The sequence below is a fragment of the Corynebacterium tuberculostearicum genome (genome assembly GCF_016894265.1).
In the GTDB taxonomy this organism is placed as follows: Bacteria; Actinomycetota; Actinomycetes; order Mycobacteriales; family Mycobacteriaceae; genus Corynebacterium; species Corynebacterium tuberculostearicum_D.
On sequence record NZ_CP069791.1, the window covers coordinates 1,569,526 to 1,584,603 of the forward strand.

Consider the following 15,078-nt stretch of genomic DNA (forward strand, 5'->3'; position numbering starts at 1 on the left):
GTGGGGGAAGGATTTGAAAAGGAAACTGACGGCTCGTCCAGTGAGTAGTGTGGACAGCAAACGCTGGGAGAAGTGACGTCAGACATAGGGAGTGTGCAGATGGCATCCATTCGCGAGGTCTTGGCCGTCGAGGAAACGAAAATGGCCGATGTCTTTAAAGGCCCTGCTGTGGAGTCGCGGATTGAGCGTACCTTCGGCGGACAGATTGCTGCTCAAGCAGTGGCCGCAGCCCAGCGCACTGTGTCTGGCAAAGACATTCACTCTCTGCATGGTTACTTTGTAGGCCCTGGCGATGTGAGCCGGCCAATTGAAATCCGGGTCGAACGCATTCGGGAGGGGAAATCATTCGCCAACCGGCAGGTACGCGTCTACCAGGGGCATGTGCTCCTTTTTACTCTTATGGCTAGTTTCCATCGCGACGGGGATCGCGGCCCGCAGCATCAGGATCCTGCGCCAGAGGTGCCAGGGCCCGAGGAAGTAGCTCGGATTGGCGGCGGAGCCCCGTACTCCACCAGGATTATCCTCAAGGAGTGGGAGGAATGGGATATTCGCCTCGTGCCAGAAGAAGGACGCGATCCGGTGGCTGCAGAGCGCACCGGTGCAGGCTATCGGCATATTTGGTTCCGCAATACTGGCAGACTGCCTGCGGATTCTTCCTTCCATTGTGCGGCGCTGACCTTTATGTCTGATATGACGCTGATTCGCTCGGCCCTGATTCCGCATCAGGGAGAGAAAGTGCAATTGGCCAGCCTTGATCATGCGATATGGTTCCTGCGCCCATTCCGCGTGGATGAGTGGTTGCTATATGAGCAGGTATCACCCACAGCGTCGAATGCGACGGCGGTTGCGCGTGGCAAGATTTTTACCGAGCAGGGTGAATTGGTGGCGTTGGTGAATCAAGAGGGGCTTACACGTTACTTAGATGAAAATTTGGGCAGCGGCTCTGCCCATGGCAATTGGCACAACGTATAAGAATGTCCCGCTTATAAGGGGGTCGCTTTCACGCATTCGTGCAGCACACGTATAATTGCCACCAGTTTCAGCACCCGATTAGAAAGGGACTACATGTCAGGCCACTCGAAATGGGCAACTACCAAGCATAAGAAGGCTGCCAACGATGCCAAGCGTGGCAAGGAATTTGCCAAGCTGATCAAGAACATCGAAGTGGCGGCTCGTACCGGCGGTGGTGACCCAGCGGCTAACCCAACCCTTGATGACATGATCAAGAAGGCCAAGAAGGCCTCCGTCCCCAATGACAATATTGAGCGTGCTCGCAAGCGCGGTTCCGGTGAAGAAGCCGGCGGCGCCGATTGGGAAACCATCATGTACGAGGGCTACGGCCCCAACGGCGTAGCCATGCTCATTGAGTGCCTTACGGATAACCGCAACCGTGCGGCAACCGACGTGCGTACCGCGATGTCCAAGAACGGCGGCAACCTGGGTGAGTCCGGCTCTGTGGCCTACATGTTCACCCGTACCGGCTACGTCTTGGTAGAAAAGGGCGAGCTGACGGAGGATGACGTCTTGATGGCCGTGCTGGAAGCAGGCGCGGAAGAGGTCAAGGACCAGGGCGAGAAGTTTGAGATTGTTTGCGCGCCGACGGACGTGCAGGCAGTCAAGGACGCGCTCAAGGACGCCGATATTCAGGTCGATGACTCCGACAATGACTTCCGTGCGTCTGTCGAGGTACCGCTGGAGGCCAATGACGCCAAGAAGATTTTCCGCCTCATCGACGCCTTGGAAGACTCCGACGATGTGCAAAACGTCTACACCAATATGGATCTCTCCGATGAGGTTCTAGCCGAGCTGAACGAGGACTAACCACCTCGCCGCAAGGACGGCTCTTAGCGCCGGTAGCGCTCCGTGGGTATTGCCCGCAGGAGACGTTGCCGGCGCTTCGTTATGCGAAAGCTGGATGCTACGCTTGTAGAACACCTGTGTGTAGTCCATAATGGGGCAGTAGGCGGTGCACAGTGGTGCCAACATGACAATGGGGGAGAGATGAACCTAGAAGGAATGCGCGTGATGGGGATTGACCCAGGCTTGACGCGCTGCGGACTTTCCGTGGTTCAAGCTGGTCGTGGCCGAGCAATCCTTCCCGTTTCTGTCGGCGTGGTGCGCACCCCTAGCGATAAGGACTTGACGGAGCGCCTCCTGCGCCTTTCGGTGGCGGCGAAAGAGTGGATGGATGACTATTCGCCAGATGTGGTTGCGATCGAGCGCGTCTTCGAACGCGGTCAGGTGTCCACAGTCATGCAAACGGCCCACGTCGTAGGCGTGCTGGTGCTAGCTGCCGCCGAACGCGATATTCCGGTGTACATGTACACCCCGTCCGAGGTGAAAAAGGCCATCTCTGGTAACGGACGTGCAGATAAGAAGCAGATGACCACCATGATTACCCGTATTCTGGGGTTGACTGAACCACCCAAGCCTGCCGACGCCGCCGACGCTCTTGCGTTGGCAGTGTGCCACTGTTGGCGTGCCCCGGCCATTGTGCGGATGGACCATACCGGTCTCGGGCTTGGTGCTAAGACCAGCGGCGTACGCGGGCAAGGAAAGAAGCGCTAGGGAATTTTACTGAGAGTGGAAGGATAAGAAGCCAATGATTGCTGCACTGCGTGGAGAGGTAATCCATATTGGACTCGACCATGGGGTTATCGACTGTGCAGGCGTGGGGTACAAGTTTTTAGCTACCCCAAAAACGCTGGGCACCTTGCGCCGCGGGGAACAAGCCACGGTTCTTACTAACTTGGTGGTCAAGGAAGATTCTCTGACTCTCTATGGCTTTAGCGCTGATGAGGATCGCGAGATGTTCCATGTGCTGCAGTCTGTGTCCGGCCTAGGTCCCAAGCTGGCCCTAGCGGCGCTGTCCGTAATGGGGGCAGGGGAGCTTGCTGCGGCAATTGGTGGGGAAGATGTGAAGGCGCTGCAGTCTATCCCGGGCGTCGGCAAGCGTATGGCCCAACGCTTGGCGCTGGAGCTGAAAGATAAGGTAGCGGCCTTTGCACCAAGCGAGCCCGCCGCCGCAGGCTCCGTTGATACCGCCGTCGCGCCGAACGGTGGTGCCGTGGTAGAAAGCGTGACTGAGGCACTCATTGGCCTCGGGTTTACCGATAAGGGAGCGCGTCCCGTGGTGGAATCTGCCTACGCGGAAAATCCCGATGCCGATACGTCCACTCTCTTGCGTGCAGCGTTGGCGCAGCTGGGCAAGAAGAAATAACCGGCAGGAAGGCTGAAAAATATGTCCGATATTGAGCGCACCGAGTTCAATCTCCCTGAGGGCGTCGACGCGGCGCACGCCTCCCAGCGCAATAGCGATGTGGATGCCACCGCACACTCCGAGGAGCATGATATTGAACGCTCCTTGCGTCCAAAGTCGCTCGAGGAGTTTATCGGCCAACCCAAGGTGCGCGAGCAGCTCTCCCTTGTGCTTAAGGGGGCAAAGAACCGTGGGGTCACGCCGGACCACGTTTTGCTTTCAGGGCCGCCGGGCCTGGGCAAGACCACTATGGCGATGATTATTTCCCAGGAGCTGGGCACCTCGCTGCGTATGACTTCTGGGCCCGCTTTGGAGCGCGCCGGTGATTTGGCCGCAATGCTTTCCAACCTGATGGAAGGCGATGTCCTGTTCATCGATGAGATCCACCGCATTGCCCGGCCAGCAGAAGAAATGCTGTACATGGCAATGGAGGACTTCCGCATTGACGTCATTGTGGGCAAGGGACCTGGTGCTACTTCTATTCCGCTAGAGATCCCGCCTTTTACCCTGGTCGGCGCGACTACGCGCGCCGGCATGCTCACCGGCCCATTGCGCGACCGCTTCGGTTTCACCGCGCAGATGGAGTACTACGACACGGCTGATCTCACCCAAGTGATCAAGCGCGCCGCCCACATCTTGGACGTGGAAATTGACCACGATGCGGCGGTAGAAATTGGCTCTCGGTCGCGCGGAACCCCGCGTATTGCTAACCGTTTGCTGCGCCGCGTTCGAGACTATGCCGAGGTCAATGGCACCGGCCTGATTGATCTCAGTGCGGCCCAAGGAGCGCTCGAAGTCTTTGACGTAGATGACATGGGACTTGACCGCCTCGACCGGGCGGTGCTCAATGCCTTGATTAAGGGGCACGGCGGCGGACCGGTTGGCGTGAGCACACTGGCCATCGCAGTGGGCGAGGAGCCCTCGACGGTGGAGGAGGTGTGTGAGCCTTACCTGGTGCGTGCCGGGATGGTTGCGCGCACTGGACGCGGCCGCGTAGCTACCGCTGCAGCATGGCGGCACCTGGGGCTTACCCCGCCGGAGGGCGCGGCCGGGCTGTTTTAATTCAGGGGCTAGCCTGCTTGGCGATGCCCCCTTGGGGTTTCTGTGCACACCGCCGTCTGGCACACTAGGGTGCTATGGAAATCATCATTCTCATCATTATTGGCATCCTCTTCGTCGTTCCCTCGTTTATGGCCATGCGAAAGCAGCGCCAGCGCCAAAATGAGATGCAGGCCCTCCAGAATTCCCTGCAGCCGGGCGACGCCATCGTTACGGCGGGCGGCGTGCACGGCGTGGTGCGCAGCACTGGCGACAAGGATGTGGATCTAGAAATCGCCCCTGGTGTGGTGGTTACTTTTGACAAGATGGCCGTGATTCGCACCGAACAAGAGGCCAATGACCTGGCGCGTCCCGCTGCTGGGGAAGAGAAGAACGATGCGGCAGATAACCTGCCTGATGAGAAGTACCCTCCGTTTGACGGCGAGGAGAAGTAGCCCGCCATTTCCTAAGATTTACCTTAATGTTTGCTTGGTAGGTGGGGACTTCGCGGAGCGTAGACCCCATCACACTTTGGGCCTTATCTGGCCCTCGTTAAGGAAAACTCCGCCTGATGACGTACGATTGTGCGTTGTTGACGTGCCTGCGCCATGTGGCGGGGCCGTATTTAATGTTTAAACACCCTGTTATAAGCAGCACAGGAGATTATCGTTGTCCGCAAAAACCCGTGGCGCTATGAAAAATAGCAAACGCCAATGGCCGAAGCGCGCGCTCGCGCTCTTCGTGCTCATTGTGGTTGTTATCTATGCGCTTATCTTTTTAACTGGTAGCCGTCAAAGCACCCCAAAGCTTGGCATCGACTTGCAGGGCGGTACCCGCGTAACGCTGGCACCGCAAGGCGAGGAACCCACCCAAGACCAGCTCAAGCAAGCACGCAACATTTTGGAACAGCGTGTTAACGGCATGGGTGTTTCTGGTTCTGAGGTTGTCATCAACGGCAATACCCTGGTCATTACCGTGCCAGGTGAAGACGCCTCCCAGGCACAGGCCGTGGGCCAGACCTCGCAGCTGTTCTTCCGTCCGGTGGCTAAGCCCTCCATGCCGGATATGGAAAAGCTCAATAAGGTGCTGGAAGATATGGCCAATCGCTGGGTGAAGTACGACGTACTCAGCGCAGACGAGGCCAATAAGCAGATGGAACAGATGACCCAGTCCATCGCTCAGCAAGAAGCACAGATGACTGGCAAGGAGCCAAAGAAACAGAAGGCTCCTAAGGTCAGCGCCAAGCCGCTTGAGCAGCCAAGCAACTCCATTGAGCAGACTAAGCGCCGTGATGAAGTCACGGAGATGCTCCTGAAGGACCGTCAGTCCGAGGACCCGACCACCCAGGCAGCAGCCTCCGCGCTGATGACCTGCCAGGGCAGCAGCGACCCACTGGCCGGCGCCGATGATCCTGCCAAGCCATTTGTTACTTGTGACTACTCCAACGGCAATCCGTACGTTCTGGAGCCAGCACCGCTTCTCAATGGCATCAAGGACGAAAACGGCACCCGTCTCACCGGTAACGAGATCGATACCAATTCTCCGATCGAAGGCGGCCTGAACGGTCAATCCGGTCAGATGGAGATCAACTTCTCCTTCAAGACTGGTGATGGCCCGAACGGTTCTCAGACCTGGGCGGACCTGACCCAGGAACACTTAAAGGACCAGGTAGCCATCACCCTTGACTCTGGGGTTATTTCCGCACCGTTCATTCAGGGCGCAACCCCAGTTGGTTCTGCTACCTCCATTACTGGTGACTTTAGCCAGGAAGAGGCACAGAGCCTGGCAAATAACCTAAAGTATGGCGCACTGCCGTTGTCCTTCGCCGGTGAAAATGGCGAGCCGGGTGGCACCGTAGAGTCCATTCCGCCAACACTGGGTAAGGCTGCTCTGCAGGCCGGCCTCATTGCAGGCCTTGTTGGCCTGGTACTCGTGATGGCGTACTCGCTGTACTACTTCCGCGCGCTGGCCGGCGTATCCCTTATCTTCCTCATTGCCTCTGGCCTCCTGACCTATGGCTCCCTGGTTCTGCTGGGCCGCTGGATCGGTTACTCGCTGGACCTTTCCGGCATCGCCGGTCTGGTCATCGGTGTGGGCGCAACCGCTGACTCCTTCGTGGTCTACTACGAGCGCATCAAGGACGAGCTCCTCGAGGGACGCACCTTCCGCTCCGCTACGCAAAAGGCGTGGGAGCGCGCTCGTGCCACCATTGTGACCGGTAACGCGGTGACCCTGATTGGCTCTGTTGTGGTCTACTTCCTCGCCATCGGTGAGGTGAAGGGCTTCGCCTTTACCATGGGCCTGACCACCGTCTTCGACCTGATCGTATCCTTCTTGGTCATGGCGCCGCTGATGCAGATGGTCGGCCGACGTCCGGCTGCCGCTAAACCTTCGATGAATGGCCTCGGCGGTATCTACGCACTGGTGGAAGAGCGCCGTGAACGCGGCTACTTTGGCTCGGGACGTCGTCAAGCGAACGCTGCTGAATCCGCGAGTGCAAAGGAGCCAGCCACCAAGGAAACGGCAGGAGATTCTGCCGCAGGAACCGCACGTCCCGTAGATGCTGCGGAAGATGAGGAGAAATAAGCATGGCTGTTTCGACTAAGCACAAGATTTCCCGGATGGACCGCCTCTACGAGGACGAGCGCGGTTATGACTTCATCGGTCGCACCAAGCTGTGGTACGGCATCACTGCAGCACTAATCGTGGCAGCAGTGGCCGCGATCCTCATTCGTGGCTTCTCGCTCTCGATTGACTTCGAAGGTGGCACCACGTTGTCGATGCCGGCAGGCGACCTCAAGGAAGATGAGGTAAGCCAGGTCTTCGAAGACTCCACCGGTGTAGAACCCGAGCAGGTTCACATTGTGGGCGCTGGCGATTCCGAGACCTTGGAAATCGTTTCTGAGCGCTTGAGCCAAGAGGACGTGAATGCGGCCCGCGCGGCTATCTATGACAACTTCCAGCCGAAGGATGAAAACGGCAAGGCCACCCCGGATGCCATTGGCTCGTCCACGGTTTCCGAATCTTGGGGTTCTTCTATTACCCAGCGCATGCTCATTGCCATGCTGGTCTTCCTGGTAGCCGCGACCGTCTACGTGGCCATTCGCTTGCAGAAGACCATGGCTTTTGCCGCAATTATCGCGCTGATTGCAGACGGCGTGATCATCGCCGGTATTTACGCCCTGTTTGGCTTCGAAGTTTCCCCGGCCGTCATCATTGGTCTGCTTACCGTCCTGACCTTCTCCATGTATGACTCGGTCATCGTCTTTGACAAGATCAACGAGAACACGGAAGGCCTCGAGGGCCAGCGCAAGAAGACATTTGCTGAGCTGACAAACTTGGCTATTAACCAGACGGTCATGCGCTCGATTTCTACCTCGGTGATTTCTGCACTGCCTATCATCGCGCTCTTCGTGGTGGCCGTGTGGCTCATGGGTATCGGTACCCTCCGCGATCTGGCGCTCATTCAGCTCATCGGCGTGGTCGAGGGCATTTTCTCCTCCATCTTCTTCGCTACGCCGCTGGTCGTGACCCTCGCCAACATGTCCAAGAAGATCAAGCGTCACAACAAGCGGGTCGCGGACTACCGCGCTGGCGAGGACGAGAACGCCGAGGCTGAATCTGGCGCAGCATCCTCCGGCCGCACCGTGGTCTCACCAGTGAGCGTAAAGTCCACCCCGGCTGAGATCGACGATGATCCGTCCGAGTCCACTGGGCACCCTGGCGCAACCTGGCGCCCGGGCCGGTAACCTCCGGTAGTAAGATTATGGCGGAATTGTAGCTGAAGTGAGGGCAAATAACGGTGCTTAAATCAAAGAGCAGTTCTAGCGAACGTCACTGGGGAAGGAAGGCCATTGCCTCGTGCGTTTCAGCTCTAGCTCTAGCTGCTTCTGCCTGTAGCGGGCAGGGCGGCGAAGAGGACTCGCCTAGTGTTCCCCAGGAGCCAGAATCCTATGGATACTTTGGCTACCAGGTAAATTCCCGCTTGGCCACCACTAATTCTGGCACCTCCTTTGGTGACGCTACCTCCGCCGGTTTGTTGTCTACGCGGCTTTATCCAGGCCTTTTTGTGCCCGGCCCTTCTGGCGAACTGATTCCCAACGCGGATCTAGTTGAGACCGAGGAGCTTCCGCCCGTTGCCGGCAGCGACCAGCGGAGTGTTCAGCTCACTTTGGAAGAGGATGCCGTCTTTTCCGATGGTACCCCCGTTACCTGTGACGACTACTTTTTGGCGTATGTGGCCGGTACTCATCCAGCTGAATTCGCCTCCCATATGCCGTTGATGAATGACATCGCAGATTTTAGCTGTGAGCCCCAAAGCAAAACGTTCACCCTGACCTTTAACAAGGATCAGGGGCAGCGCTGGCGCCACATGTTTGGCGCCGGCACGGTCATGCCGGCCCATGCGCTGGCCAAGAAGTCCGAGTTGAGCATTGAGGAACTCAACGCCGCCCTGACAGTAGAAGACATGCAGGCGCTTGCGCCGGTTGCTAAGGAATGGCGCTATGGCTTTTCCGTGGCCGAGGATCAGATAGATCCCGAGCTGCAGGTCTCCTTTGGGCCCTATGTCATTGACAAGGTAGGCGACGAAGGGGAGATCATTCTCAAAGCAAACGAAAAGTACTTCGGAGACGCCCCAGCGGAAGATCATGTTGTGGTCTGGCCTTCGGAGGCTGATGCACAGAAGCTCGCAGATAAAGGCGCGTTGCGCGTAGTCGATGCCGCAAGCGAGAATCCTGACTGGCTGGACAGCACGAAGGATGAGGCAGGGGAGTCCCCCTACGAGGCCACTCCAATGGTTGGCGAGCTAACCGATACGCTCACGCTATCTGAAGCCGGAGTATTCGCGGAGCCGTGGGCGCGCGAGAGCTTCGCGGCCTGCGTCGATCAGCAGGCGGTTGCGCAAGCAAGCTCTGCGGCCTCCGGTGTGGAGGTGCCACCGGCTTACCTGCGTACCGTTTCCGCGACCAACCCAGTTGCCGGCAGCCTAGAAAAGGTGGGGAAGGATCACCAGGGCACCGATTTAGCCAAGGCCGGCGATCTCAACGGGACCACTATCAAGGTGGGCTACTTGGGACCGGATAAACGTTATGCCGCCATGGTGGAACAACTTCGTGCATCCTGTGAGCCGGCCGGTATCACCATCGAGGACGCGTCTGCGGAGTTCATGTCCCAGCACTACTTGGAAATGGATCCGGAAACCTGGGCGCCTACCGTCGATGCCTTTCTCGGCCCAGTCGATCCCCAGACGGAGTATTCCACTGTGGAGTCGAGCATGAAGAACTCTGCGGAGCTGAAGAAGACAGAAGAGGCTCTGTGGAAGGATGTTCCATCCATTCCTCTCTCAGCGCAGCCGCGGGTCTTCCTCGTCCGCCGCGACGTGGAAGGTGTCCTGCCGTACACTGGCGTCTCGGGCATCGGTTGGAATATGGATCGCTGGCACAGTACCGCCCCAACGGACAAGGAATAGGCCCCTCATAGCGGGCGATTACGACCTCTCGCAAATATTTCTCAAGGAAGATTATGAGTTCGCACTACGAATCAGCAGCACAAGCACTCAAGGACAAGGTTCGCCTCGTTCAAGACTTCCCCGAGGAGGGCATCCTCTTTGAGGACCTCACCCCGGTCTTGGCGGATCCAGAGGCATTTCGCACCGTAGTGGACGGCTTGGCGGCCGCCTGCGAGGAATTGGGCGCAGATATGATTGGCGGCCTCGACGCCCGTGGATTCCTCCTCGGCTCGGCCGTCGCCTACAAGTTGGGCCTAGGCATCTTGGCCATCCGCAAGAAGGGCAAGCTTCCCCCACCGGTATATACCGAAGAATATGAGCTGGAGTATGGCTCCGCGGCGCTGGAGATTCCAGCCAGCGGCGTTGACATCAAGGGCAAGCGCGTGGTGCTTGTCGACGACGTCCTGGCCACCGGTGGCACCCTCCACGGTGCCAAGCTTTTGCTTGAGTCAGCAGGTGCCGAAGTCGCTGGCAATGTGGTGGTGCTGGAAGTCAAGGGGCTCAACGGTCGTGAGCGTTTATCCGGCCCACCGCTCATTGTGTTGAATGCCACAGACTAAGATGGGATGCCTAAGCTAGATCGAACGATCTAGTTGGACATGAGGCCACAAGGCCCGTGGCACTGTGAAGGGCGGTAGATTTGGCCATGGACAAACCCGTAAAGCGCCAGTCCGGCGGCGGAATGCGCAGCATGTCGGCTCGCCTAGCTCGTTCGCTTACCGGCGGCCGAGTGAAGGTAAATCCGGTGCTGGACCCGTTGATGTCCATCCACCGCAAGTTTCACCCCAAGGCCGATGCTGATCTACTCAATCGCGCCTATGACACCGCGGAGAGGCTCCATGAGGGTGTCTTTCGCAAATCCGGAGAACCGTATATCACCCACCCGCTCGCCGTGGCGACGATCGCGGCGGAGATCGGTATGGACACCACCACTATCGTCGCAGCACTGTTGCACGACACCGTGGAGGATACTGACTACTCCCTAGAGGACCTCACCCGAGACTTCGGTCCGGAGGTGGCTCGCTTGGTCGATGGCGTGACCAAGCTGGACAAGGTGGCACTGGGCTCGGCCGCAGAGGCCGAGACCATTCGTAAAATGATTGTCGCCATGGCCACCGACCCCCGAGTCCTGGTCATCAAGGTCAGCGACCGCCTGCACAATATGCGTACCATGCGCTTCCTCCCGCCCGAAAAGCAGGCTAAGAAGGCGCGGCAGACCCTAGAGGTTATCGCGCCGCTAGCTCACCGCCTAGGCATGGCCAGCGTGAAGTGGGAGTTGGAAGACCTGTCCTTTGCCATCTTGTATCCGAAGAAGTACGACGAGATCGTACGGATGGTGGCAGATCGTGCCCCCTCGCGCGATCGCGCGCTGAAAGAGATCATTAGCCAGGTCAGCGGGGCGCTGAAGGAAAACGGCATTGAAGCCGAGGTTATGGGCCGACCAAAGCATTACTGGTCCATTTACCAAAAGATGATTGTGCGCGGCCGCGACTTCGCGGAGATCTTCGACCTCGTAGGAATCCGCATCTTGGTCGAGGACGTCAATAACTGTTATGCCGCGATCGGCGTGGTCCACTCGATCTACCAGGCATTGCCGGGGCGCTTTAAGGACTATATTTCCTCGCCGCGATTCGGCGTGTATCAGTCGCTGCACACCACGGTGCTGGCAAATGGCGGCGCTACCTTGGAAGTCCAGGTACGTACCCACGAGATGCACTACAACGCCGAGTTCGGTGTGGCTGCTCACTGGCGCTACAAAGAAACCAAGGGCAAGAACTCGGGCCACCAGGAAGAAGTAGACCAGATGGCGTGGATGCGCCAACTTCTGGACTGGCAGAAGGAAGCCGCCGATCCCAATGAGTTCCTCGACTCGCTGCGCTACGACCTGACCGCCAAGCAAATCTTCGCCTTTACCCCGAAGGGCGATGTGGTAAACCTGCCTGCCGGTTCTACACCGGTGGACTTTGCCTACGCAGTACATACTGAGGTGGGGCACAGGTGTATCGGTGCCAAGGTCAATGGCAAGCTCGTCGCGCTCGAATCGAAGCTAAAGTCCGGCGACAAGGTGGAAATCTTTACCTCAAAGGATCCCAACGCCGGTCCGTCCCGCGATTGGCAAGACTTCCTCGTGTCTGCTCGAGCCAAGACAAAGGTGCGGCAGTGGTTTGCTAAGGAACGCCGCGAAGAACACTTGGAAGCCGGCCGCGATGCCCTGGCTACCGAGGTCCAACGTGGTGGCTTGCCCATGCACCGCCTCTTTACTGCCAGCTCCATGAAGCAGGTAGCGGAGCAGCTGCACTATACCGACGTCGATTCGCTGTATACCGCCATCGGCGCGGGCCACGTATCTGCTCAACACGTGGCCAACCAATTGGTTGCCATGTTCGGCGACCAAGACGATGCCATCGACACCCTGGCCTCACGCACGCCACTGTCTGAGATTGAGCACTCCCGTGCCCAACACACTGAAGACTCGGCATCGGGCACCGGCATCTTGGTGGAAGGCAGCCCCGATGTGATGGCAAAGCTCGCCAAGTGCTGCCAGCCCGTGCCGGGCGATGCCATTTTCGGTTTCGTTACCCGCGGCGGGGGAGTCTCCGTGCACCGAGCCGATTGCACAAACGCGGAAAAGCTCAAGGCAGAACCAGAGCGCATGTTGGAGGTGGCCTGGTCTTCTGGTACCTCCGCAACGGGCGCTTTCTCGGCGACGCTGCAATTGGAAGCCCTCGACCGTCAGGGCCTCCTTTCAGAGCTCACTCGGGTAATGAGCGATGAGAACATCAACGTTTTGACCATGAACTCTAATCGTGGCGATGACCATATTGCGACGGTAAGGTTCACATTCTCCGTTTCGGATACCAAGCAATTGGGAACCTTGATGACCACACTGCGCAATATCGAAGGCGTCTTTGACGTTTACCGCGTAACCGCCTAAGGCGCTGTGCCCCACCCTCAAGGAGGGGCGGGGCAAGCAACGCAAAGGCATCGGGGAGGTTACCTGTATGTGAATTTTTGACTGCTGCAAGGTAAAACTCCAGCAAGCAAGCTTAATGTCTCCTGCCAAGTAGTTAGCGAAGCGATATAAATTATCCTGTCGCTTTCTACTATCTAGGAGTACTTCAATGCAGTTCCGTCGCATCGGCCAGCTTGTGGCCGCCACTACCGTTTCCGCTGTTGCTCTCTCCGGCGCGCAGGCGGTGGCACAGGAAAACAAGACCACCATCTCCGTCACCAATATCACCGATATTCACGGTCACTTGGAAGACAAGATTGGTGACCCAGCCAAGGCCGGCGATGAAATCGGCGTGGCTCGCTTGCAGTCCCTTATCAAGCAGGTAAATGAAGGACAGGAATTCAACCTGACCTCCTCGGGCGATAACGTGGGCGGCTCTGCCTTTGTCTCTGCAATTTCTGATGACAAGTACACCCTTGAAGCCCTCAACGAGATGGGTATGAAGGTGACTGCTGTAGGTAACCATGAGTTTGATAAGGGTACCGAAGACCTTACAGGGCGTATCGCTGATAGCTCTGATTACCCAATCTTGGGTGCCAACGTGTTCAAGGATGGGAAGCCTCTTCTGGAGGCTTCCCACGTCGAAGAAATTGATGGCGTAAAAGTCGGCTATGTTGGCACGGTAACGGAAAATACCAAGTATAAGGTGTCTGCTGCCAAGATCCCAGGGATCACTTTTACTAATCCAGCCGAGGCTACCAATAAGGAAGCTACTCGTTTGAAAGAATCTGGTGAGGCCGATGTTGTTGTTGCGCTCATGCACGAAGATGCCCAAGGCTTTGCAGAGGACTTTAACAAAGACGTCGACGTAGCTTTTGGCGGCGACACCCACGTTGCCACTAAGGGCGAAATTGAGCGCGAGGGCGCCTTGCCACTGCAGTGGGCACAGGGACACGAGTACGGCAAACTGCTCAACGACGTTGATATTACCTTTGATAAGACTGCTAAAAAGATTACCGACATCAGTTTGAAGCAGTACGACGCGACCGCTGCAGCAAAGGTTGAACCAGATGCTGAAATCGCAGCTATTGTAAAAAAGGCCCAGCAAGAGGCTGACATCGAGGGTGCCAAGACCGCCGGTACTGTGGAACGGGCCCTGTTCCGCGGATCTGATGAGAATGCTGATTCGGGTTCTAACCGTGGTGTCGAATCTACCCTCAATAACTTCATTGCTGACGGCCAGCGTTACGCCATGAGCAAGCAGGTAGGCGAGGACATCGAGATCGGTGTGATGAACGCTGGCGGTGTTCGTGCTGACTTGAAGGGCGGCGACGTTACCTACAAGGACATTTTTGAGGTACAGCCCTTTGGCAACTCTGTAATTACCGCCAAGATTTCCGGCGAGGAGTTCATTAATGCCTTGGAAAACCAGTGGCAGGAAGGCAGCCGACCACGCCTGGCCATGGGGCTTTCCAATAACGTCCAAGTAGTCTACGACCAGAAGGCCGACAAGGGCGAGCGCGTACAGTCTGTGACCATCAACGGCGAGAAAATCGATCCGAAGAAGGATTACTCCATTGCGCTGTCTTCCTTCCTTGCTTCCAGTGATGAAGAGGCAGGCGGCGACGGCTACTTCAACGCTGGTTCCATCAAGGACAAGAACGATGTGGGCTACATGGACACTCAGGCCATGATCGACTACATCAAGTCGGGTGAATCGGAGGTCCGCACGGGCCAGGGCCAGATTGGCGCCAACATCGAGGGGGACGTGAAGCCGGGCGAGGAAATCACGGTGAACCTGTCCAGCCTCAATTACTCCACCGACGGTGAGCCGATGGCCAAGAAGGCAACCGTCAAGTTGGGCGACGCTGAGCAGACCGTCGATATCGACAACGCTGCGCAAGAAGGCGATGCGCAATTCGGTGAGCGAGGTCGCGCAACGGTAAAGCTCACCGTTCCGGAGAACCTGAGCGGTACCCAGAACCTGGAAATCACCACCGACGCCGGCACTAAGGCAACTCTGCCTCTCGAGGTAAGCGGCGAGGGCTCCGGAGAGCCGGGAGCTAAGCCTGCGCCAAAGGGCTCTTCCTTGTCCTCCAACGGCTCTTCCGTGGGCGGCGCAGTATTCGCCATCGTTGCAGCACTGGTAGCTGGCGTTGCGGTTGTGGGCATGAACCCGCAGATTCTTCCTGCCCCAGCTCGCAAGATGATTGAGGACCTGCGCAAGCAGTTCCACATCTAAGACAGCACAGCACTAGGCGGAGCGGCTCTTCCTGAACGGGGGAGTGACGCTCCGCCTTTTCTGTATGTCTCGTGGCT

12 protein-coding genes are annotated in these 15,078 nt (G+C 57.7%); all 12 read left to right on the forward strand.

Features of this window, described 5'->3' with window-relative positions; translation table 11 throughout:
- The first annotated feature begins 99 nt into the window (after positions 1–99).
- Complete coding sequence (locus tag I6J28_RS07550) at positions 100–972, forward strand: acyl-CoA thioesterase (RefSeq protein ID WP_204608825.1); 873 nt, start codon at positions 100–102, stop codon at positions 970–972.
- 93 nt (positions 973–1,065) lie between these two features.
- Complete coding sequence (locus I6J28_RS07555) at positions 1,066–1,821, forward strand: YebC/PmpR family DNA-binding transcriptional regulator (protein WP_150851185.1); 756 nt, start codon at positions 1,066–1,068, stop codon at positions 1,819–1,821.
- A 180-nt stretch (positions 1,822–2,001) separates the two neighbouring features.
- Entirely contained in the window at positions 2,002–2,568 is a 567-nt protein-coding gene (gene ruvC / locus I6J28_RS07560) for a crossover junction endodeoxyribonuclease RuvC (protein WP_040425252.1), read from the forward strand.
- A 34-nt stretch (positions 2,569–2,602) separates the two neighbouring features.
- Complete coding sequence (gene ruvA, locus I6J28_RS07565) at positions 2,603–3,220, forward strand: Holliday junction branch migration protein RuvA (RefSeq protein ID WP_204608827.1); 618 nt, start codon at positions 2,603–2,605, stop codon at positions 3,218–3,220.
- 21 nt (positions 3,221–3,241) lie between these two features.
- Positions 3,242–4,321, forward strand: a complete 1,080-nt coding sequence (gene ruvB / locus I6J28_RS07570) for a Holliday junction branch migration DNA helicase RuvB (protein ID WP_204608830.1) — start codon at positions 3,242–3,244, stop codon at positions 4,319–4,321.
- 74 nt (positions 4,322–4,395) lie between these two features.
- The gene (gene yajC, locus I6J28_RS07575; protein ID WP_204608833.1) at positions 4,396–4,752 is read left to right on the forward strand and encodes a preprotein translocase subunit YajC; all 357 of its coding nucleotides are present in this window, start codon (positions 4,396–4,398) and stop codon (positions 4,750–4,752) included.
- Between the two features lie 238 nt (positions 4,753–4,990).
- Positions 4,991–6,883: a protein translocase subunit SecD gene (gene secD / locus I6J28_RS07580; protein ID WP_204608836.1), complete on the forward strand. Its 1,893-nt coding sequence runs from the start codon at positions 4,991–4,993 to the stop codon at positions 6,881–6,883.
- A gap of 2 nt (positions 6,884–6,885) precedes the next feature.
- Positions 6,886–8,046 (forward strand): protein translocase subunit SecF, encoded by a 1,161-nt coding sequence (secF, locus tag I6J28_RS07585; RefSeq protein WP_204608839.1) that lies wholly within the window; start codon positions 6,886–6,888, stop codon positions 8,044–8,046.
- A 236-nt stretch (positions 8,047–8,282) separates the two neighbouring features.
- Positions 8,283–9,767 (forward strand): ABC transporter substrate-binding protein, encoded by a 1,485-nt coding sequence (locus I6J28_RS07590; protein ID WP_239454581.1) that lies wholly within the window; start codon positions 8,283–8,285, stop codon positions 9,765–9,767.
- A 53-nt stretch (positions 9,768–9,820) separates the two neighbouring features.
- The gene (locus I6J28_RS07595) at positions 9,821–10,366 is read left to right on the forward strand and encodes an adenine phosphoribosyltransferase (protein ID WP_204608842.1); all 546 of its coding nucleotides are present in this window, start codon (positions 9,821–9,823) and stop codon (positions 10,364–10,366) included.
- Between the two features lie 86 nt (positions 10,367–10,452).
- A complete protein-coding gene (locus I6J28_RS07600) occupies positions 10,453–12,741 on the forward strand; it encodes a RelA/SpoT family protein (protein ID WP_204608845.1) in 2,289 nt (762 codons plus the stop codon).
- 187 nt (positions 12,742–12,928) lie between these two features.
- Positions 12,929–15,001 (forward strand): bifunctional metallophosphatase/5'-nucleotidase, encoded by a 2,073-nt coding sequence (locus I6J28_RS07605; protein ID WP_204608848.1) that lies wholly within the window; start codon positions 12,929–12,931, stop codon positions 14,999–15,001.
- The last annotated feature ends 77 nt before the right edge of the window (positions 15,002–15,078 follow it).